Source organism: Devosia sp. (assembly GCF_014860165.1).
Lineage (GTDB): Bacteria > Pseudomonadota > Alphaproteobacteria > Rhizobiales > Devosiaceae > Devosia.
The window spans coordinates 24,058-43,157 of sequence record NZ_JACZKG010000021.1 but is presented as its reverse complement, the minus strand read 5'-3'; the positions used below and the strand labels follow the sequence as shown (position 1 = coordinate 43,157).

21 protein-coding genes are annotated in these 19,100 nt (G+C 63.7%); 8 read left to right on the top strand and 13 right to left on the bottom strand.

From position 1 onward, the window contains the following. Positions 1 to 458: 458 nt before the first annotated feature. Positions 459 to 1,643 (bottom strand): MFS transporter, encoded by a 1,185-nt coding sequence (locus tag IH615_RS05590; protein ID WP_291360497.1) that lies wholly within the window; start codon positions 1,641 to 1,643, stop codon positions 459 to 461. Next, positions 1,643 to 2,428, bottom strand: coding sequence for an APH(3') family aminoglycoside O-phosphotransferase (locus IH615_RS05585; protein WP_291360495.1), 786 nt, complete (start codon positions 2,426 to 2,428; stop codon positions 1,643 to 1,645). The genes IH615_RS05590 and IH615_RS05585 overlap by 1 nt, the downstream gene beginning before the upstream one ends. An 86-nt stretch (positions 2,429 to 2,514) precedes the next feature. Between IH615_RS05585 and IH615_RS05580 the strand changes: the two genes are divergently transcribed. Next, a complete protein-coding gene (locus IH615_RS05580; protein ID WP_291360494.1) occupies positions 2,515 to 3,087 on the top strand; it encodes a TetR/AcrR family transcriptional regulator in 573 nt (190 codons plus the stop codon). Positions 3,088 to 3,240: 153 nt separating this feature from the next. On the opposite strand, the gene IH615_RS05575 is transcribed toward IH615_RS05580, so the two are convergent. Both IH615_RS05575 and IH615_RS05570 read right to left on the bottom strand, forming a co-directional pair. Further along, the gene (locus IH615_RS05575; protein ID WP_291360492.1) at positions 3,241 to 3,714 is read right to left on the bottom strand and encodes a nucleoside deaminase; all 474 of its coding nucleotides are present in this window, start codon (positions 3,712 to 3,714) and stop codon (positions 3,241 to 3,243) included. Positions 3,715 to 3,911: 197 nt separating this feature from the next. Then, positions 3,912 to 4,490, bottom strand: a complete 579-nt coding sequence (locus IH615_RS05570) for a hypothetical protein (protein ID WP_291360491.1) — start codon at positions 4,488 to 4,490, stop codon at positions 3,912 to 3,914. Between the two features lie 127 nt (positions 4,491 to 4,617). On the opposite strand from IH615_RS05570, the gene IH615_RS05565 reads away from it, so the two are divergent. Further along, positions 4,618 to 4,986, top strand: coding sequence for a c-type cytochrome domain-containing protein (locus tag IH615_RS05565; RefSeq protein ID WP_291360490.1), 369 nt, complete (start codon positions 4,618 to 4,620; stop codon positions 4,984 to 4,986). A 171-nt stretch (positions 4,987 to 5,157) separates the two neighbouring features. Here the strand turns inward: IH615_RS05565 and IH615_RS05560 are convergent, their stop codons facing one another. Continuing rightward, positions 5,158 to 6,222, bottom strand: coding sequence for a DMT family transporter (locus IH615_RS05560; RefSeq protein WP_291360489.1), 1,065 nt, complete (start codon positions 6,220 to 6,222; stop codon positions 5,158 to 5,160). A 174-nt stretch (positions 6,223 to 6,396) separates the two neighbouring features. On the opposite strand from IH615_RS05560, the gene IH615_RS05555 reads away from it, so the two are divergent. The 4 genes from IH615_RS05555 (at position 6,397) to IH615_RS05540 (ending at position 8,752) form a co-directional block, all read left to right on the top strand. Beyond that, a complete protein-coding gene (locus IH615_RS05555) occupies positions 6,397 to 6,780 on the top strand; it encodes an NADH:ubiquinone oxidoreductase subunit NDUFA12 (RefSeq protein ID WP_291360516.1) in 384 nt (127 codons plus the stop codon). Positions 6,781 to 6,844: 64 nt separating this feature from the next. Then, a complete protein-coding gene (locus tag IH615_RS05550) occupies positions 6,845 to 7,222 on the top strand; it encodes a DUF2155 domain-containing protein (RefSeq protein WP_291360514.1) in 378 nt (125 codons plus the stop codon). A 189-nt stretch (positions 7,223 to 7,411) separates the two neighbouring features. Further along, positions 7,412 to 8,197, top strand: coding sequence for an SDR family oxidoreductase (locus tag IH615_RS05545; RefSeq protein WP_291360488.1), 786 nt, complete (start codon positions 7,412 to 7,414; stop codon positions 8,195 to 8,197). A 63-nt stretch (positions 8,198 to 8,260) separates the two neighbouring features. Next, positions 8,261 to 8,752 (top strand): GyrI-like domain-containing protein, encoded by a 492-nt coding sequence (locus tag IH615_RS05540; protein ID WP_291360486.1) that lies wholly within the window; start codon positions 8,261 to 8,263, stop codon positions 8,750 to 8,752. On the opposite strand, the gene aat is transcribed toward IH615_RS05540, so the two are convergent. The 5 genes from aat to IH615_RS05515 all read right to left on the bottom strand — a co-directional run bounded on the left by aat (position 8,745) and on the right by IH615_RS05515 (position 12,717). Next, positions 8,745 to 9,383, bottom strand: coding sequence for a leucyl/phenylalanyl-tRNA--protein transferase (gene aat, locus IH615_RS05535; protein ID WP_291360484.1), 639 nt, complete (start codon positions 9,381 to 9,383; stop codon positions 8,745 to 8,747). The two genes, IH615_RS05540 and aat, sit on opposite strands and share 8 nt — an antisense overlap. Before the next feature lie 49 nt (positions 9,384 to 9,432). After that, positions 9,433 to 10,779 (bottom strand): acetyl-CoA carboxylase biotin carboxylase subunit, encoded by a 1,347-nt coding sequence (gene accC, locus IH615_RS05530; RefSeq protein WP_291360482.1) that lies wholly within the window; start codon positions 10,777 to 10,779, stop codon positions 9,433 to 9,435. A gap of 10 nt (positions 10,780 to 10,789) precedes the next feature. Next, positions 10,790 to 11,284, bottom strand: coding sequence for an acetyl-CoA carboxylase biotin carboxyl carrier protein (gene accB, locus IH615_RS05525; RefSeq protein ID WP_291360481.1), 495 nt, complete (start codon positions 11,282 to 11,284; stop codon positions 10,790 to 10,792). Positions 11,285 to 11,318: 34 nt separating this feature from the next. Then, complete coding sequence (gene aroQ / locus IH615_RS05520) at positions 11,319 to 11,756, bottom strand: type II 3-dehydroquinate dehydratase (protein ID WP_291360479.1); 438 nt, start codon at positions 11,754 to 11,756, stop codon at positions 11,319 to 11,321. Between the two features lie 91 nt (positions 11,757 to 11,847). Next, a complete protein-coding gene (locus IH615_RS05515; protein WP_291360477.1) occupies positions 11,848 to 12,717 on the bottom strand; it encodes a DsbA family protein in 870 nt (289 codons plus the stop codon). Between the two features lie 158 nt (positions 12,718 to 12,875). Between IH615_RS05515 and IH615_RS05510 the strand changes: the two genes are divergently transcribed. Both IH615_RS05510 and IH615_RS05505 read left to right on the top strand, forming a co-directional pair. Beyond that, positions 12,876 to 14,021, top strand: coding sequence for an aminotransferase class I/II-fold pyridoxal phosphate-dependent enzyme (locus IH615_RS05510; RefSeq protein WP_291360475.1), 1,146 nt, complete (start codon positions 12,876 to 12,878; stop codon positions 14,019 to 14,021). 122 nt (positions 14,022 to 14,143) lie between these two features. Beyond that, positions 14,144 to 14,728 carry a hypothetical protein gene (locus IH615_RS05505; protein WP_291360473.1) on the top strand — a complete coding sequence of 195 codons (585 nt, stop codon included), beginning with the start codon at positions 14,144 to 14,146 and terminating at the stop codon, positions 14,726 to 14,728. A gap of 69 nt (positions 14,729 to 14,797) precedes the next feature. On the opposite strand, the gene IH615_RS05500 is transcribed toward IH615_RS05505, so the two are convergent. The 3 genes from IH615_RS05500 to IH615_RS05490 form a co-directional block, all read right to left on the bottom strand. Further along, positions 14,798 to 15,169, bottom strand: coding sequence for a VOC family protein (locus IH615_RS05500; RefSeq protein ID WP_291360471.1), 372 nt, complete (start codon positions 15,167 to 15,169; stop codon positions 14,798 to 14,800). Between the two features lie 63 nt (positions 15,170 to 15,232). Next, complete coding sequence (locus IH615_RS05495) at positions 15,233 to 15,922, bottom strand: YafY family protein (protein WP_291360469.1); 690 nt, start codon at positions 15,920 to 15,922, stop codon at positions 15,233 to 15,235. 45 nt (positions 15,923 to 15,967) lie between these two features. Beyond that, positions 15,968 to 18,637, bottom strand: a complete 2,670-nt coding sequence (locus tag IH615_RS05490) for a ribonuclease E/G (protein WP_291360468.1) — start codon at positions 18,635 to 18,637, stop codon at positions 15,968 to 15,970. Positions 18,638 to 19,100: the final 463 nt, after the last annotated feature.

Sequence of the window (19,100 nt, the reverse complement as noted above, 5' to 3'; positions counted from 1 at the left end):
CTCGAGAAACTTGCCTGTCGCCCAGGTCCGGCGCCGGTCTTGTGCCAGCGCTCCACCCAGGGCTTGCCCGCTACAACTGATGTACCGGACCGTCGAAAACACTCTGCCGATTCAAACGAGGCGTCAACGCCAGAAATCACAAGGTCTAGTGTCCAAGGTGGTCGTCGCGACAACCACTAGTAGGCCTAATATGTGGATTACGGGGACAAACTGCAAGGAAAACGCGGTGTTGAGCGAGGAGATTTACCTGAGCTGAGACAATGGGTGAGGACCCAAAACGTGAGCAGAGAAAGCCTCGCTAAAGCCAAGCGAATCCTAGGGGATCGTGCTTTGCCGATGGCCCTTAATAGTGCGCTAACCATGCTGCCGATTGCCAGAATCGGCGGGTGACAAAGCTGTCAAGCGCAGAAATTTTGGCCCAATAGTGGCAATCGTGGTTTGACTACCAGTGGTGGTGCTCAGTCGATGGCGGCCATGCCGCGACGATGGCCCAGCACCACCCAGAGCGCCACAGGCACCATGGCCAGCCCGGCCCAGCCATAGGCAGGAAGAATGCCCAGCCAATCGGCCAGAAATCCAAACAGCAGGGTTGCGCCGATGCCGACGACATTCTCGGCGACGATCAGCGCCGAAGTCGTGGTGGCGCGGCTGCGCCCATCCATGAGGCGGTGAAAGCGCGCTTCGGCCAGCACGGCCACCGGAGCGATGGCGACATAGGCCAGCTCAAGCGCCAGCACATACCAGGGATTGTCCCCAAGTGAGGCCACGACGAGCAGGGCGCCACCCAAAAGGGGCAGGGCCCAGGCCAGCCAGCGACGGCCAGCAAGCCGGTGGGCAGCGACGCTGGCATAGGCGTAGACCAGTTCGACCCCGCCGGCCAGCACGCCCCAGAGCCAGATCGGCACCGCCACGGCGAGATAGTAGAGCTGGTCGAACTCCTCCAGCAATTCAAAGGCAATCAGCCCCACCGCCATGTAGACGGTGACGAACCGCAGATCGGCGTGACGGCGGAATTCACCAATGGCATCGGCGAAGTGCGAGAGATAGGTGATCGGTGCCTCGCCGGGCTCGGCGACCCGTGCCTGCCTGACATCGCGCAACCCCAAGGCCAGGACCGCGCCGATCAGCAGGGGCGGAATGGACCACCAGATCGCCCAATCCATATTATATTGGGCGACGAAGCCACCAACCAGCGCCCCGGCACCGATTCCCAGCCCCTCGGCGGCATTGTCGCGCCCCAGCACCTTGTCGAAATCTTCACTGCGGCCGGCCGCGGCCAGGCGCTCATAGAGTAAGGCCTCGCGGCTGCCCGATTGCAGCGCCTGTCCGGCGCTCCAGAACAGGAAGCCCAGGCCATAGAGCCAGAAATTGCCCTGGGCCACGCCCCAGCAGACGAAGGTGAGCGCCTTGAGCAGCGGCGCTGCTATCAGAAGGGTGCGGCGGTCGAAATGATCGGACAGGGCGCCCGAAGGCATTTCGAGGACAATGGCCGAAGCCGACCAGAAGGCGAGGAGCACGCCGATCTCCCCGACCGAAATGCCCTCCAGCGCGAACAGCGCCGTATAGATGGCGTAGGCCAGCATGAAGTCGAACAGGAAAACATAGGCGTAGTAGAGGCCGAGGAATCGCCGCAGGCTGCCCATCAGAACAGCTCGTCCAGCGTGCAGTAATATCGATAGCGCTCTTCGTCCCAGGCGGCTCCATAGGCGGCAAGGAAAGGGGCCACATGCTCCTGCCCGCAATTGTAGATGATGCTGCGACAGGCGAGGGCGAGATCCTGCCAGCGATCGGCGACGCCCAGCCGTCCGCAGTCGATGACGCCAGAGAAGGCGCCATGCAGCGCCATGATGTTGGGGAGGCTCGCATCGCCATGGGCGACGACGAGGTCCTCGCTGTCTGGCCGGTTTTCCAGCAGCCAATCCATTACCTGCTGCGCCGTCCATCCCTCGCGGGACGCATCGAAGTCGGTTTCATCGACGCGACCGGCGGCCACGTTGGCGCCACCGCTCGCCAGCTTGACATCGAGTTGATTCCCAAACGGGCAAGTGGCGGGATCGAGCGCATGCAGGGCGCGCAGACCCGTCGCCAGAGCGTTACGCAAGACTTCGGGTTGATTGACCAGGTGCGTCAGGTCGATGCCGGGCAGGGCGGTCATCAGCAGCCAGTCCTGCCCATCCGCTGTGAAGCTGTCGAGCAGTCGCGGCGCGGGAACCGGCGTGGTGCCCAGCCAGGACAGGCGTTCGGCCTCGCCGGGCAATTCGCTCAGCGCGTGCTGGGGCGCGGCCTTGAGGAACAGCGTTTCGCCGGCGTCCTCGATGCGCCAGACCGATGCGTCCGATTGGCCAATCGTCACCAGATGGCTCGGACGGCCGGCAAGCGCCGAAAGCCGGGCGGGAAAAACAGGGCTGCCAGCGAAACCGGTAGACATCGGACGATTCCTGTTTCAGAACGATAGGTGAATAACTCCGGTCGAGACGGTGGTCAATGAATTTCAGAATGATCGGTCTGTTATAGATGGCGCGGCCCAGAACCTATGAGCGCGGCGAGGTGCTGGACAAGGCGATGAGCCTGTTCTGGCGGCTTGGCTACGAGGGCGCTCATCTTGCCGCATTGGTAGAGCATACCGGCCTCAACCGCTTCAGCCTCTACAAGGAATTCGGCGGCAAGGCCGGGCTCTACGAGGCGGCTTTGGAGCGGTTCCTGGGCTACCTGCTGGGGCAGTATCGCGAGATACTCACCCGCCAGCCGCTGGGGCTGGAGAATATCGAGGCCGTGCTGCGCTCGCTGCAATATGGCAGCGAATACTATGGCTGCTTCATGATCAACACCCTGACCCAGCGCGACACGGTGCCTGAAGGCGCCTATGGCAAGGCGCTGGCAGCTGGCGAGGAAATCGAGGCGCTCTATGCCGGCAACCTGGCCAACGCACTGGCGCGCGGGCAAATCGCTGATGGCAGCAATGTCTCGGGCCTGGGCAAGATGCTGCAGACGCTGGACCAGGGACTGCACATCCAGGGCCTGGCCGGGGCGACCGATGCGCAGAAGGACCGGGTGATCTCGGCGGTGATGGCGGGGCTGAGGGTTTAGTCGGGGGCAGGTCCGGTTCCGACCCCATAGTGGCCGTTCGGCCGGCCGTAGCTGCTTCCTAGAAGCGGACATTGGAGGGGTCGGGCAAGACGGCACGCTTGCACGGGAAGCGGGCGCTATCCGGCGCTGTTACGGCATACTCTGGCGTAGCCGCTAGGCCTTGCCCAGATGCCTCGGCCAGAATTCCTGATGCACCTTGGCAGCCTCCTCTTCGAGGTCCGTCGGGCCAACCACGTCGACCGAGCGCGCACCCGTCTGCAGAACAGCCCGGGTCGGCACGTTCAAACCGATTCCAGCAATCTCGCCAAGCCGCTCTTCAGAGCAAGCGAACACCACACGCCCGATGCCTGACCAGTAAATTGCCCCTGAGCACATCGCGCACGGCTCAGTGCTGGAATACAGTGTGCAGTCGGCGAGAAATGCGGGGTCGTAATGCTGTGCGGCAAGTTTGACTAAGTTCATCTCGGCGTGGTTCGTCATGTCGTGGCCGCTGAAGACGCTGTTTTCAGCGCGCAAGATGACTTCGCCGTTCTTCACGAGCACGGAGCCAAACGGCTCGCCACCGTGCTGCAAGGCAGATTTCGAGAGGGCGATCGCCTCGCGTAAGAATGACGCGTGGTTGTCCATCGGATTTTCCCAGAGACCAGACTGGAAGAGCTTAACTGGAACCCTACAGATTTCCAAGGGACGGCGGTCATCCTTGCTGGAAGCTCGGCAACTTCGGGCCTCGTATCCGCCATTGCGGCACCTAGGACGACCTTTGTGAGAACCGACCGGAGACGTCAGTGTCCGTCAGGATAGGCAGGCGGACACTGACCGCTATTTCAGGGTTTATGATGATCACACGCGGCGTTGGGGTTGAACGGCATCAACTCGCCCATCGGGTTTTCCCGGAAAAGCCAGACATGCTGATCGTAGTGGGGCATGAAGCCGTGTGCCTCATCGCCCGGCGTCGATGCATCGTCGGCCATGTGATCCCACTTGCGGCCGTTGAGGACCAACTCCTCACTTTTCGCCGCGCCGTTCCAAGCGGCTTCGAACACCAGGTTCTCGACCGCCACCAGCTCAAGCGAGCCGTCCTCCTGGGGTTCGTAGATCAGTACCGACGGCTGCTTCCAGTCCGTATAGGTCGACTTGCCGTCAACGCGCGGCGCCGTTGCAGTAATCTCGAGCAGCATGGGGTTTATGTAGTGAAGGCCCATAGCGCCCAATTCGGGCGGCAGACCTTCCCCTTTCGCCGAGACGCAGTGATTTTCGGGTAAAATATATCCGTCGGCGAGCGCGACGGTCACATCCTTGTACTTCGCGACATCGCTGCGAAGCTGGTCCAGGTCGACATCCACAGCAAAGGCCGAGGTTGCAAATGTCGACGCTATAAGCGTGAGAGACACATACCCATTCATAGTCCCCTCCCATCAGACGCGAGCGTGGATGCCGCGTCGTGCAGGGGAAGTTTAGCACCGGGAGATATAAACGCGCGAGCCGAAGTTATGTTATTATCGTGCGCGGTCACGGGGCGGGGATGCCGTCATGAGACTTGTGTGTGCACTGCTGATCTGGCCGATCATGTCGTTTGCAGCGCATGCGGGAGACGATCAATCGGAAGCCTCACCGCCAGACTGGTCCACCGTTGGGGTCATTTTCTCCGAGCATTGCACGATGTGCCACGGGCCACAGGGCGCAGCTCGTGGTTTGCGGCTAGATAACTACGCCGATGCGGTTGCCGGCGGTGACAACGGTCCAGTTCTACTCGGTGGCAACGCTAAGAGCAGTGAGTTGATCCGGCGCCTGCAGGGCGTCAGCACACCGCGGATGCCGTTCCTCAGCTACCCCTTGTCGGACGAGACGATCGAACTCATCGCGCGCTGGATCGACGCTGGCATGCCCGATGCCAAATGAAGGTGATTCTCAGATAAGTCGGAACACCAATGACTGAGAGGAGATTTGCGAACATCGAATGCGGCCAATGACCGCTCTTGGCGCCAAGCGGTCGTTGTGCCCTCGACACCGGCCTGTCCGCAATCCACCCCTCAGCAGACACCATAGCGCCGCTGCTCCGCATCCGCCCCCCTAATGCCCATGCCGGTGATGCAAGTCGGGATAGTGCGGGTGCTTGTGGCGGAGCGGTTCGTGCCGGTGGGCATGGGAATGTGGCTCTGACACCGGTCCATCATGGGCATGCTGATGATGATCATCGTGGATATGCGCGTGATCGTGCTCAAGCGCTTCGTGATCGTGGACATGCTCATGCCGCTCCGAAAGGTGCAGCCACAGGCCCAGGCCCATCAACAGCCCGGCCACGACGAGCTGGACAGTCAGGTCGTCCCGGAACAGCAGCAGCGCCAGCACGGCCCCTATGAACGGGGCGAGGCTGAAATAGGCGCCCGTGCGGGCGGTGCCGAGGTGGCGCAGCCCCAGCATGAACAGGACAAGGCTTACGCCGATGCCGAGGAAGCCGACAACGGCGCCTCCCGCAATGATGGGGAGGCTCGGCAGTCGGGCGCCGAGCGCGAGGGCCATGGCAAAGTTGGTCGCGCCGGCCACCAGGCCCTTGATCATGGCAATCTGCACCGGGTCTGCCGACGAGAGCTTGCGCGTCAGGTTGTTGTCGATGCCCCAGCAGAGGCACGCGGCGGCAATGAACAGCCCGCCCGTATCCAGTTGCAGGCCCTGGCCGGTCCATGACAGCAGCACCGCTCCGGCCAGAATCGCGGCCGCGCCGAGCAGCAGGCGACGATCGACATTTTCCCGGAACACGATCCAGGCAATCGCCATGGTCGCCAGCCCCTCCAGATTGAGCAGCAGAGACCCCGAGGCGGCCGAAGTCTGGGACAGGCCAAGCATCAGGAAGAGCGGCCCCAGCATGCCGCCAAAGACGATCACGGCAGCCAGCCATGGCATATCGGGCCGCTGCAGGGGCGCTTCGACAATGGCTAGGCCCAATACCGGCCGCCCCCAATGGACGAGAGCCAGGCCCAGGCCGGCACCAAGATAGAGGATGCCGGCGAGCAGCCACGGATCGACGACGCCAAGCAATATCTTGGACAGGGGAGCCGATGCGCCAAACAGCACGGCCGCGCCAAGGGCGAGCGGAACGCCGGGCCAGAGGTGGGAATGGTTATGGTTCTCGATCATGCCCGGCAGGCTAGCATCAGGCAGCCTCGGGCGCACCCATAGGTGCCGCCGGTTTGCAGCCGACGATTTCCCGATCACACAACCGCACGAGGGCTAGGCTCCCACCGTGCACCATGATAAACCCGCCCCAACTCGCATTTTCGACGGCGGAATCGACAATTGGCCAAACCCGGTATCAAGAGCTTCCTCACTGAAATCTTCTCCTGGTGGAGCGGCAATACCTGGGGTACGCGGCTATGGATCCGGCGCTTCGGCAACTATGTCGGCAGCGACGAATTCGGCAACAAATACTACCAGGACCGCAAGGCCGATCGGCGCTATGTGACCTATGCCGGCCCGGCCGACGCCTCGGCGATTCCGCCCGGCTGGTATGGCTGTATGCACTATCGCACCGACGTGGTGCCGACCAAGAGCAACTATGTCCCCCATGCCTGGGAGAAGCCGCACCAGCCCAACCTGACGGGCACGGCAGCAGCCTATCGCCCCGATGGCAGCCTGCTCAACAAGGGCGAGCGTCCCCGCGTCACCGGCGACTACGACGCGTGGTCGCCTGAATAAGGGCGGCGCCTTGCGCCCGAGCGCCTCAAGTCTTCTGACTCTCGCGAAACGGCTGGTTCCGGCACTGGGGTTGGCATGCCTGTCCATGGCCATGCCAGCCATGGCGCAGCCGATCGCCAATCCGGTGGCGACCTTCGCCGGGCTCGACAAGATCACTGGCCGCATCACCCGCTTCGATGTCTATATCGACGAGACGGTGCTGTTCGGTGCGCTCGAGATCACCCCGCGTGCCTGCTACAACCGGCCGCCCACCGAGGCGCAGCGCGTCTCGGCCTTTCTCGAGGTCGACCAGCGCAGCCTGACCGGCGTTTCCAAGCGCATCTTCACCGGATGGATGTTTGCCGACAGCCCGGCGCTCAATGCCGTGGACCACGCGATCTACGATGTCTGGCTGATCGAGTGCAAAACCAGCACCGACGTGCCGCCGCCGGACCAGCGCTGAACACCAAAGCTCTCACCACCCACCAGCCGTCACCCTCGGGTCAAGCCCGAGGGTGACGTGCGGTGGTTATGGGCCTGCCGCTACGGCTATGGATTCTCGCGCCGTTGTTGTCGGCTTGCCTCCAACACGTCCGTCCTTGACCTCGGGGTACCGTGGCACGAGGCTGTGGTCGGTCCGGAGGGAAATTGCATGCTGCTCAACAACAAGACCGCCATCGTCTATGGCGGCAGCGGTGCCGTCGGTGGCGCAGTCGCCAAAGCCTATGCGCGCGAAGGCGCCCGCGTCTTCCTGGCGGCGCGTAATCGCGCCGGGCTCGAGGCGGTGGCCGGGGAGATCACGGCTGCCGGCGGCCGGGCCGAGATCGCCACGCTCGATGTCATGGATCGCCTGTCGGTCGATGCGCACCTGGCCGACGTCGTGGCCAAGGCCGGCCCGGTCAAGCTGATGTTCAACGGTGTCTCCTGGGCCGATACCCAGGGTGAGCTGCTGGGCGACATGGCTTTCGAGCGCATGATGGAGCCGATCCGGCTTTCGATGCTTTCGTGGTTCAATACCGGAACCGTGGTCGCCCGGCATATGGGGGAGAATGGCGGCGGGGCCATTGTCGGCATCACCGCCAATGTCGCGCGCTGGCCGGTTGCCTATGTCGGCGGCTTTGGCATTGCCTGTGCTGCGGTCGAGAACTTCCTGCGCCAGCTGGGCATCGAGGAGGGCCCGCAGGGCGTGCGCGTCTGCTGGGTGCGCTCACCCGGCTCTCCCGACGCACCGGGCGTGCGCGAAGCCTGGCAACTGCGGGCGGACGAGAAGGGCATGACCTTCGACGAGGTCCACCAGGAATTCGCCAAGGACACGCCGCTGCGCCGGATCACCGCATTGGCCCAGGTGGCCGATGCCGCCGTGCTGCTCTCGAGCGACCTGGCGGCGGGCATGACGGCGACGCTGGCCAATGCCACGGGCGGGGCGCAGGTCGATTAGCGCAAGCCCGATCAAGCGCGGCTCGCGGCGGGCGCTAGGGTGGCTGCATCCAAGGAGGACCCCATGCTGACCGAACCAATGATCGTCGAAAAAGCCTTCCAGCCCTTTGCCGCCATCCTGCTCAAGCTGCGCCAGCCGGAAATTTCCGAGCAGGCGCCACCCCTGATCGACGATGTCATCAAGTGGGTGAAGGAGAAAGGCGGCGAGCTGACCGGTGCGCCATTCTTCAACTATGTGAGCTTCTTTCCCGGCGGTATCATGGAGATGCAGGTGGGCATGCCCACCGATCGGGTGCTGCCACCGGAGGGACGCTTTGCCACCGGCACCCTGCCGGGAGGGAAATATGCCTCGATCACGGCGACGGTGCCCTATCACGAGCTCCACGATGCCAATATGAAGCTCGATGAATGGGCGCGGGCGCAGGGCCACGACTTTGACGGTACGGTCCAAGGCGACAGTTTCGTCGGCGCCACGCGGCTTGAAATCTATCACAAGGACCCCGGCGAAGACCCCTCGGGTCATCCGGTTACCGAGATCGCCTTCCGCATCAAGTAGTGGTGCGCCGGTCCCAGGCCGACCAGTCACCCGCCACGAGCAGCGCTTCGGCGAGGCGCTCCTCGTACTCCTCGCGCGGGATCTCGATGCCGCCGAGCGAGGCCAGGTGCGGCGTCACGAACTGGGTATCGAGCAGCACGAAGCCACCAGCCTTGAGCCGCTCCACCAGATGCGCCATGGCCATCTTGCTGGCATTGGTCTTGCGGTGGAACATCGATTCCCCGAAGAAGGCCCCGCCGATGGCCAGGCCATAGAGCCCGCCGACCAGCTCTGGCCCATCCCAGACCTCCACCGTACGCGCCACGCCGCGGCGGAACAGTTCGCCATAGACGGTGCGGATGGTCCGGTTGATCCAGGTCGTGTCGCGATCCTCGCCCACGGTGGCGCAGCCCTCGATAATGGCTTCGAAATCGGTATCGACCTTGACGGTGAAGCCGGACTTGCGGATCGCCTTGCGCAGGCTGGCGGAGAGATGGAAGCCATCCAACGGGATGATGCCGCGCATTTCCGAGCTGACCCAGAACAAATCCTCGTCCTCGGCATCCTCGGACATCGGGAAGATGCCGGCGCGGTAGGCCCGGACGATCAGTTCTGGGGTGATTTCGATGTCGAAGGGGCTGGGTTTGGACATGGCGGGCTCCGCACCAGACAAAAGGGGCGCAATGCGCCCCTTCAATGCCTCAGACCTTGTTCTCGGCCAGGTATTTTTCCAGCCAGTGGATGTCGTAATTGCCGGCCAGGATATCGGGCTCGCGGATCAGGCGCTGGAACAGGGGCAGGGTGGTCTTGATGCCGTCCACCACGAATTCGTCGATGGCGCGGCGCAGGCGCTGCAGGCATTCGTCACGCGTGCGGCCATAGACGATGAGCTTGCCGATCAGCGAGTCGTAATAGGGCGGAATCTTGTAGCCCTGATAGACCGCCGAATCGACGCGCACGCCAACGCCGCCAGCCGGGTGGTAGAAGGTGATGGTGCCCGGCGAGGGCGCGAAGGTCTGCGGGTCCTCGGCATTGATGCGCACTTCGATGGCATGGCCATAGAACTGCACCTGCTTCTGCGTCATCGACAGTTTTTCGCCGGAGGCGACGCGGATCTGCTCATAGACGATGTCGATGCCGGTGATGCGCTCGGTGACCGGGTGCTCCACCTGCAGGCGGGTGTTCATTTCGATGAAGTAGAAATTGCCGTTTTCGTACAGGAACTCGATCGTGCCTGCGCCCGAATATTTGAGCTTGCGCATCGCGGCGGCGCAGATCTCGCCGATCTTGTCGCGCTCTTCGGGCAGGATGGTCGGCCCACCGGCTTCTTCCCACACCTTCTGGTGCCGGCGCTGCAGCGAGCAGTCGCGCACGCCCAGATGCACGGCATTGCCCTGGCCATCGCCGAGAACCTGCACCTCGATATGCCGCGGCTTGCCGAGGTACTTTTCCATATAGACCGAGTCATTGCCGAACGCGGCCTTGGCCTCGGTGCGCGCGGTGGACCAGGCTTCGAGTACGTCGGCCTCGGTCTTCGCCACCTTCATGCCGCGGCCACCACCGCCGGCAGTCGCCTTGATCAGCACAGGATAGCCGATTTCCCTGGCGGTCCGGATCGCCTCTTCGTCGCTTTCCACGGCGCCGGCCGAGCCGGGGACCACGGGAATGCCGAGTTCGACGGCCGTTTTCTTGGCGGTGATCTTGTCGCCCATGATCTCGATATGGTGCGACGAGGGACCGATGAAGGTCACCTTGTGCTCGGTCAGGATCTTGGCGAAGCGGGCATTTTCCGACAGGAAGCCGTAGCCCGGGTGCACGGCATCGGCGCCGGTGATCTCGCAGGCGGCCATGATCGAGGGAATGTTTAGATAGCTGTCCTTGGCGGCCGGCGGGCCGATGCAGACGCTTTCGTCGGCGAGGCGCACATGCATGGCATTGGCGTCGGCGGTGGAATGCACCGCGACGGTCTGGATGCCGAGCTCCTTGCAGGCGCGCAGGATGCGCAGGGCGATTTCGCCTCTGTTAGCGATGAGGACCTTCTGAAACATCGGGGTCCCCTTACTCGATGACGACGAGTGGCTCGCCGTATTCCACCGGCTGGGCATCCTGGACGAGGATGCGCGTGACGGTGCCCGAGCGGTGCGCCGGGATCTGGTTCATCGTCTTCATCGCTTCGATGATGAGGAGGGTCTGTCCCTCGGTGACCTTGGTACCGACTTCGGCAAAGGTCGGCTTGCCCGGCTCGGGCGAGCGATAGGCGGTGCCGACCATCGGGGAGGTGAGGGTGCCCGGATTGGAAGCCAGGTCTTCGGCGGCAGCGGGAGCCGCAGGTGGCACCGAGCCGGCTGGCGCCAGGGTCGCCGGTGCGGCGGCCGGCTGGGGCGCGAAATACTGCGGCGCCTGCGCATAGACCGGCGCTTCATTGGCATAGGAGCGCGTAACGCGGACGCGGAAATCTTCCTTCTCGATCTCGATCTCGGCGAGATTTTCCTTGTTGAGCAGCTCGGCAATGGCCCGGATCAGGTCCTGATCGTCTTGCGATGACTTGGTCATTCTTGTCGGTCTCCCGCGCGTGGCGCGTTGATCGTTATTTGAGTTTATCGGCAAGCGCCATCAGCGCCAGTCTATACCCGGTGACGCCAAAGCCGCAAATGACGCCAAATGCGACCGCCGACACATAGGAATGGTGCCGGAAGGCCTCGCGCTGGTGGATATTGCTCAGATGCACCTCCGCGACCGGCAATCCGACGGCTTTGAGGGCATCGTGGATGGCGACCGAGGTGTGCGAATAGGCAGCCGGGTTGATGAGGATGGCATCGGCAGTCTTGCGGGCATCCTGGATCCAGGTGACCAGCTCGCCCTCGTGGTTGGACTGGCGGAAGTCGACGCTGAGGCCAACCTCTTCGCCGGTCTGCTTGCACAGCGTCTCGACATCCTTGAGCGTTGCCGCGCCATAGATATCGGGCTCGCGGGTACCGAGCAGATTGAGGTTCGGGCCGTTGAGGACGAGAACGCGCTTAGCCATGATTTTGCCTTTTGCACCGGCAGTTCGTACCGGCGCAAGCGCGGTTACACGAATTGCACTGAAAAGGCAAAAATCCCGGCAAAAGTAGGGCTTAGCTCTCGCATTGGGTTTCACCGCATTTGCGCATATTGGCAATGCGGCTGCGCAGCTCATCGATGCCGATGGCGCCGGGGATGATCTCATTGCCGATGATGTAGGTCGGCGTGCCGGTGATGTTGAGCGCGCGGGCGATCTCGTAGGAGGTCTGGATCGTCTGGGAAACGGCTTCCGTTCCCATGTCCAGCTCCAGCGCCACCGGCGACAGGCCGAGTTCCTTGGCGGCGGTCAGTGCCACCTGCTTGTCGACCTGGCTGCGGCTGGTGAACAGCGCTTCGTGGAAGCTCCAGTAGTCGGCATCGGACTTCCCGACCAGCACGGCGATGCGGGCCGCATCGATCGACTCGTTGGAAAGGATCGGGAATTCCTTGAGCACGATGCGCAGATTGGGGTCTTCAGCCAGCAGGGTCGCCATATCGGGGAGGGCGGCGCGGCAATAGCCGCAATTGTAGTCGAAGAACTCCACCAGCGTCACGTCGCCGTCCGGATTGCCGAGCACGACCTGGCCCGGATCATTGAAAATGGCCTCGCGCATCGAGGCAATGGCCGTGGTCGCCTGCGACCGTTCCTCTGCCTGGATCGTGGTGTCGAGCGCCACAGACATCCGCTGCAGGATCTTGGGGTCGCTCATGAGATAGGATTCGATCAGCGGGTTGAGCACGGCGGGATCGATGGCGGCGACATCCTGAGGGATGCTGCTGGCCTGCGTGACCTGTTTGGCGTCGTAGGCGGAGATCGCTTCGTCGATCAGGGCCTGCACGGCCTGGATGTCGGTTTGCGGGGCTGGCCGGTTCAGTGCCGAATAGCCAAAGGCGCCGGCCAGGATGCCCACGAGGGCGACAAGGGCAAGAGTGACGCGCGACATGAACTGGTGGTTCCCCCATACATTAGTCGGCCAGCCTTCTAGCAGACGCAAAGCCACATTGGCAGCAGGGAGTGAACGCGGACCTGACACCCGCATCAATTGTTGTTGAGGGACGCTGTCGAAGCGGTTAGGCGAAGGGGCCAGCAAGGAACGCAGTCATGACCGAGAAGCCCGCCGACGGCCTTATGCCGTTCCACGCCATGGAAATCCTCAAACGCGCCAAGGCGATAGAGGCGACGGGCCAGACCGTCTGCCACCTGGAAGTCGGCGAGCCCGGCGCGCCACCCGCGCCACGGGTGATCGAGGCGGTCGGCAAGGCCCTGCCGCAGGCGCAGGGCTATACCAATGCCAAGGGCATGGCCGAGCTGCGTGACGGTCTGGCGGCCTATTATGCCGATTGGCACGGCGTCGCCGTCGACCCCGACTCCATCGTCTGCACCATGGGGTCGTCCGCCGGCTTCATCATCGCCTTTCACACCGCCTTCCGCCCCGGCGCCAGGATCGCCATCACCCGGCCGGGCTACCCCGCCTATGTGAACACCCTGCTGGGACTGGGCTTTGGCATCGTCGAAATCCCGCTCACCCCGGCCAATGGCTGGAAGCTGAGCGGCGCCGATATCGCCGCCGCCCACGCCGACTCGCCATTCGAGGGGCTGCTGTTTGCCAGCCCCGCCAACCCCACTGGCGCGGCTGTGGATCGGGCCGAGCTTGCCGATATTGTCGCCACCTGCAAGCGGCTGGGCGTGCGCTTGATCTCCGACGAAATCTATCACGGCCTCGACTATCGTGGCCCGTCGGTCAGCGCGCTCGAGCTGACGCGCGACGCCATCATCATCAACAGCTTCTCCAAATACTATTGCATGACCGGCTGGCGCATCGGCTGGATGGTGCTGCCCGATGAGCTGGTCCGTCGCGCCGAAATCCTGCAGCAGAATCTGTTCATTTCGGCCCCGACACTGAGCCAGATCGCGGCGACAGTGGCGCTCGGGGAGCGTGACTATGCCGAGGAGCAGAAGGCCGGCTATGCCGCCAATCGAGGCCTGCTCAACGACGGACTGCGCGCGCTGGGCTTCGACATCGGGGCCGCCTCGGACGGAGCATTCTACGCCTATGCCGGAATTTCCGACTTCTCGAATGACTCGATGAGCTTTTGCGAAACGCTGCTCGACCAGGCAGGGGTGGCGGCGACGCCGGGCATCGACTTCGACCGGGCAGGGGGCAATCGCTATGTGCGATTCTCGTATGCCGGCCGGCGCGAAACGATCGAACAAGCGCTTGAGCGCATGGCGGCGTTCCTGAAATAGGGCGGTGGCGGTCAACGCCGCGCGCTGTCCGGCGCTTCCAAATTTATCTGACCACGGAAAGCGGCCTTAATGTCCGTTCTCTATGCTTGTGCCTGCGTTGGTAAGGATGGGAGGTCCATGCCATGCATGCACATGCTGCCGACCCCGACGTGCTCGCCCATTGTGCCGCCCTGGTGGTCGCTCATGACGAGTTCGATTCTGCCGCGCTGATTTCGCTCGGCCAGAAGGTCGGCTTCGGCGTCGTTGCAGACTTTTCCCACTTCACCAATGACTGGAGCGCCCACCGGCTGCTCTTCTTCCTGGTGCATTATGGCATCGGCATCGAGGCCAAGCGGCAATTGCTGGCAAAGCTGCGCCGGGCCAGCTCGATCAATATCTGCTTCGCCCCGATCGTGCTGTTTCTGCAGGACGGACCGGCCGACGAGGTGCTGGACTATATCGAGATGGGGTTCGACGACGTCATCTGCCTGCCCGAGAACAGCCACATCCTCAGCGCACGGCTGGCGAACCAGATCGGCCAGGAACACATCTATGTCGAGACGCGCACCTATCTGGGGCCGGATCGACGGCGGATGGAACTGCCGGGACACACTCACCCGCAGCGGACCGGCCAGGCCGATTATACCAACCTGACCTTGCTGCGAACGCCCGAGGAGGGCGTGCAGATCCTGCGGCGGCAACTGGTGGTGAAAAGCCGGCAGGTCTGAGCCGGAACGAAAAAGGCGGCCCGGGGGCCGCCTTCGTCGCTCTAGGCCGCAAGCGGCAAATCGGTTCCGTCAGCGCGGGCGCGGCGCTGGTGCAAAGACGCGAAGGCGGTGGCCATCGGGATCCTCAACGACGAAGGTGAAGCCGAAATCCATCTCGGTCGGCTGCTGGATGATCCTGGCCTTCTGCTCCCAGTCATCGAAGGTCGTGCGGACGGCGTCGTAACCGTCTTCGCTGAAGCAGACTTCGATGCCGCCAGCCGCGCGCGGCGCAGGCTCGATCTCGCCCTTGATCCACAGACCCAGCTTGATGCCATTGGGCAGCACATAGAGCACGAAGGTCGGCGAATTCTCCACCGGCTGGACGCCGAGCAGTGCAGAGTAGAAGCTGGCACTCGCGGCGGGATCGGCGACGGCGAGCAGGATGTAGTTGAGTGTGCGCATGTCTGTCTCCTTGTTGATGGGGAGACGTTACCGGCCGGGACTGCCAGTTTTCGGCAGTGGCTGTCAGACGGGTGGCACATTCTGTTGCGCGCGCCACTCCTTGAGCATGACGGCGCGCCGGCGCGGGTAGCGGATGTCGGTCGCTTCGAGCCGGGTAATGCGATCAACGCGGAAATGGCGGTAGTCCTGCCGCAATTCGCACCAACCGGCGACGACACGGACCTGTTCGAAAAAACCGATCATAAACGGCCAGATGGTTCGGTTGGTTTCGCCGCCATCAGGTCCCCTATAGGTGATCACCAGCTTGCGCTCATTGCGGATGGCCAGCCGGATTACCCCGGCATCTATGCTGGCCGACGCCAGGCCCATGCGTGCCACGAGCAGGTTGGTGGCCTCGGCGCGCTCGCGCAATTCGGCAGGCAACACGGCGGTGATCTTGCTCAGGGCCTGGCGGGCCGACTGGCTGAGCCTGCTGTCATCGGCGCGGGCCGCCACCCAGCGCGAGCCCAGCACGATAGCCTCGATCTCGTCGGCCGAGAACATCAGCGGCGGCAGCGTGAAGCCGGGTCTGAGCACGTAGCCCAGGCCCGGTTCACCGACGACGTCGGCGCCTTGCGCTTGCAGGGTCGCGATGTCGCGGTAGAGCGAGCGGATGGAAATGCCGAGTTCCTGCGCCAGCGCCGGACCGGTAATCGGGGTCGATCGGTTGCGCAGCAATTGCAGCAGGTCGAGCAGGCGGGCGGTGCGGGACATGGCGGGATAATGAAAAAGGCGGCCCGGAGGCCGCCTTTGTTGTTCCTAGCCCAGACCGAGGCGACGCTGCCACCAGCCGGCCTTCTTCTTGGGGGCCTCGGCCTGCTCGCCTTCGGCTTCCGCCTTGGGCGCGCTGGACGAGACGACGATGCCTTCGGCCGGCAGTTCCTTCTTGGCGCGGCGCGGCTTCGGGGTCTCGGCGGGTGCAGCTTCCGCTGCTGCCACCGGAGCCGGTGCTGCTTCGCTGACCGATGCGGCGGGCGCCGCCTCGGTGGTCTCTGCCTTCGGCTTGCGGGCCCGCGGCTTGCGCTTGGGCTTGTCCTCGGTCGCAGCCGCCTCGGCCTCGGCCGCAGGCGTCTCGATCTCGGCCGGAGCCGCGTCAACCGGAGCCGCGTCGACCGGGGTTCCCTCGGCGGTCTCCTCGACCTTCTTGCGGCGCGTACGCCGGGGCTTCTCGACCGGTGCGGCCTCGGCAACGGCCGGCTCGGCCGCCACGATCTCGTCCTGTGCCAGCAGATCACTTGCCACGGCCGAGGTTTCCGCGACCGTCAGGCCGCCTTCGCCTGCCGGGGACGGTGCCCGTTCGGCACCTTCCTCGCCATCACGGCGATTGCGACGACCGCCGCGACGCCCGCGACGGCGGCGCTTGCGGATTTCGCCTTCGGCCTGGGTCTCGCCGGCGGGACGCGCGGAATTCTCATCCTCGTCGCCTTCGCCATCCTCGTCGGTCGCTTCGGCTTCGACGCTCGGTGCCTGCGCCGCACGCTGCTGCTGTGGCGGGCGCTGGCCAGTGTCGTCACCGCGATCGGCACCGCCACGGCGGCGACGACGGCGACGACGGCGACCTTCGCCTTCGGCACCCTCGGCGGCTGCGGCAGCCGGACGCTCTTCGGCGTCCTCGTCTTCGCTCTCCTCGACGACTTCGTCTTCCTCGACCTCATCATCGATGACGGCGCTGTCGACACGGACATGTTCGGTGACGCGCTGTTCGGCATAGGCCATCACGCGGGCCTCGCCCTTTTCGATGGCGAACTGGTTGCCGGTCATCTTGCCGTCGGCGGTGATGGTGATCGACAGCTGGTTGCGAATTTCCAGCGCCGTCAGCGTCTCGCGCTTGAAGTTGAGGATGTAGAGGGCAACCTCGACCGGTACGCGGACATTGATCGACTGGCCCTGGCGGCGCAGCACATGGTCCTCGATGTGACGCATGATCATCAGCGCCAGCGACTCGACCGAACGCACCAGGCCCGTGCCTTCGCAGATCGGGCACTTGTGGGTGGAGCTTTCGACCACGCCGAAGCGGATACGCTGGCGGCTCATCTCCATCAGGCCGAAATGGCTGATGCGGCCGACCTGGATGCGGGCGCGGTCGTCCTTGAGGCAATCCTTGAGCTTGCGTTCGACCGCGCGGTTGCTGCGGTTCTCCATCATGTCGATGAAGTCGATGACGATGAGGCCGGCCAGGTCGCGCAGGCGGAGCTGGCGGGCGACTTCCTCGGCGGCTTCCAGATTGGTCTGGAGCGCGGTGTCCTCGATATTGTGCTCCTTGGTGGAGCGGCCCGAGTTCACGTCGATGGAAACGAGCGCTTCGGTCGGGTTGATGACGATATAGCCGCCAGAGGGCAGGGTGACCGTAGGCGAGAACATCGAGTCGAGCTGCTGCTCGATGCCGTACTTGGAGAAGAGCGGCTGATCTTCCTTGTAGAGCTGCACGTTCTTGGCGTGGCTCGGCATGATCATCTTCATGAAGTCCTTGGCCTCGCGGAAGGCCTCGTCGCCCGCCACGAAGACTTCGTCGATCTCCTTGTTGTAGAGATCGCGGATGGTCCGCTTGATCAGCGAGCCTTCCTCATAGACCAGGCACGGCGCCTGCGACTTGAGGGTCAGCGAACGCACGCTTTCCCACAGGCGCATCAGGTATTCGAAGTCGCGCTTCACTTCGGCCTTGGTGCGCGAGGCACCGGCCGTGCGCAGGATCACGCCCATGCCCTGCGGCACCTCGAGATCGCTGGTTATTTCCTTGAGGCGCTTGCGGTCGGCAGCGTTGGTGATCTTGCGCGAAATGCCGCCGCCACGGGCGGTATTGGGCATCAGCACCGAATAGCGGCCGGCCAGCGAGAGATAGGTGGTGAGAGCCGCGCCCTTGTTGCCGCGCTCTTCCTTAACCACCTGCACCAGCATCACCTGCCGGCGCTTGATCACTTCCTGGATCTTGTAGTGGCGGCGATTCTGGCTCTGGCGACGGCGCTCCGGCACTTCCTCGAGCGCGTCCGAACCACCGATCGACTCGACCGGCTCGGCATTGGCCGGCGCCTGCTCGATATGGCTGGCGTCGTCGGTTTCCTGCGGATCGGCCTCGGCGTCAGGCTCGCTCACGCCCTCGGGCAGCGAGACGATCTCTTCGGCTTCGTCGTGATGATCGTCCTCGGCCTCTTCGTCGCGCAGCAGCGCTTCGCGGTCGGCGACCGGGATCTGGTAATAGTCGGGGTGAATTTCGCTGAAGGCGAGGAAGCCGTGGCGATTGCCGCCATATTCGACAAAAGCCGCCTGCAGGGACGGCTCAACGCGCGTGACCTTGGCGAGGTAAATATTGCCCCGCAACTGGCGGCGGGTCGCCGATTCGAAGTCGAACTCGTCGAGCCTGTTACCCGATGTGACGACAATCCGTGTTTCTTCCGGGTGGATGGCATCCACCAGCATTCTCTTGGTAGCCATAATGAACTCCGCGCGCTCGCGCGCCGACAAGAGGCCGCCGGAAGACCGGCATCCTTCTGGTGGCGCTATGCGAGGCGAATGGTTTGGGGGGTGTGGCGCGCAGAAGCTCTGCCTTGAACGCGCCGATATGTGTGGTCATGGCCGGAAGATGCAGCGCAGCAAAACGGCAATCGGTAATCTCGATCGCGTCGCGTTTTGTCCGCCTGCGGGCCATCTGACCTCTTCCTATTGGGCCGCCCTTGCATCCGCGGATGAATGGCAGCCGTCCGGTCCACAGGGACCGAAATTCGTGCGAAGCGCAGGATTTGCCGCTTCTGAACCAGAGTCGGGAGCTCTCTTCGTTCCCTGTCCGGCCACTTCCCGTACCGCCGTCGTTGGCCCTGGAGCCACGCAAACTGGTTCTGCGGGAAGCATGCGCTTCACGTCTAGCGTGTAGGGATGTTGCGACCGATTGGCAACAGGA

Coding starts and splice junctions, on each gene's coding strand:
- IH615_RS05590 (WP_291360497.1), bottom strand. CDS start 1,643: ATGGGCAGCCTGCGGCGATTCCTCGGCCTCTACTACGCCTATGTTTTC.
- IH615_RS05585 (WP_291360495.1), bottom strand. CDS start 2,428: ATGTCTACCGGTTTCGCTGGCAGCCCTGTTTTTCCCGCCCGGCTTTCG.
- IH615_RS05580 (WP_291360494.1), top strand. CDS start 2,515: ATGGCGCGGCCCAGAACCTATGAGCGCGGCGAGGTGCTGGACAAGGCG.
- IH615_RS05575 (WP_291360492.1), bottom strand. CDS start 3,714: ATGGACAACCACGCGTCATTCTTACGCGAGGCGATCGCCCTCTCGAAA.
- IH615_RS05570 (WP_291360491.1), bottom strand. CDS start 4,490: ATGAATGGGTATGTGTCTCTCACGCTTATAGCGTCGACATTTGCAACC.
- IH615_RS05565 (WP_291360490.1), top strand. CDS start 4,618: ATGAGACTTGTGTGTGCACTGCTGATCTGGCCGATCATGTCGTTTGCA.
- IH615_RS05560 (WP_291360489.1), bottom strand. CDS start 6,222: ATGATCGAGAACCATAACCATTCCCACCTCTGGCCCGGCGTTCCGCTC.
- IH615_RS05545 (WP_291360488.1), top strand. CDS start 7,412: ATGCTGCTCAACAACAAGACCGCCATCGTCTATGGCGGCAGCGGTGCC.
- IH615_RS05540 (WP_291360486.1), top strand. CDS start 8,261: ATGCTGACCGAACCAATGATCGTCGAAAAAGCCTTCCAGCCCTTTGCC.
- aat (WP_291360484.1), bottom strand. CDS start 9,383: ATGTCCAAACCCAGCCCCTTCGACATCGAAATCACCCCAGAACTGATC.
- accC (WP_291360482.1), bottom strand. CDS start 10,779: ATGTTTCAGAAGGTCCTCATCGCTAACAGAGGCGAAATCGCCCTGCGC.
- accB (WP_291360481.1), bottom strand. CDS start 11,284: ATGACCAAGTCATCGCAAGACGATCAGGACCTGATCCGGGCCATTGCC.
- aroQ (WP_291360479.1), bottom strand. CDS start 11,756: ATGGCTAAGCGCGTTCTCGTCCTCAACGGCCCGAACCTCAATCTGCTC.
- IH615_RS05515 (WP_291360477.1), bottom strand. CDS start 12,717: ATGTCGCGCGTCACTCTTGCCCTTGTCGCCCTCGTGGGCATCCTGGCC.
- IH615_RS05510 (WP_291360475.1), top strand. CDS start 12,876: ATGACCGAGAAGCCCGCCGACGGCCTTATGCCGTTCCACGCCATGGAA.
- IH615_RS05505 (WP_291360473.1), top strand. CDS start 14,144: ATGCATGCACATGCTGCCGACCCCGACGTGCTCGCCCATTGTGCCGCC.
- IH615_RS05500 (WP_291360471.1), bottom strand. CDS start 15,169: ATGCGCACACTCAACTACATCCTGCTCGCCGTCGCCGATCCCGCCGCG.
- IH615_RS05495 (WP_291360469.1), bottom strand. CDS start 15,922: ATGTCCCGCACCGCCCGCCTGCTCGACCTGCTGCAATTGCTGCGCAAC.
- IH615_RS05490 (WP_291360468.1), bottom strand. CDS start 18,637: ATGGCTACCAAGAGAATGCTGGTGGATGCCATCCACCCGGAAGAAACA.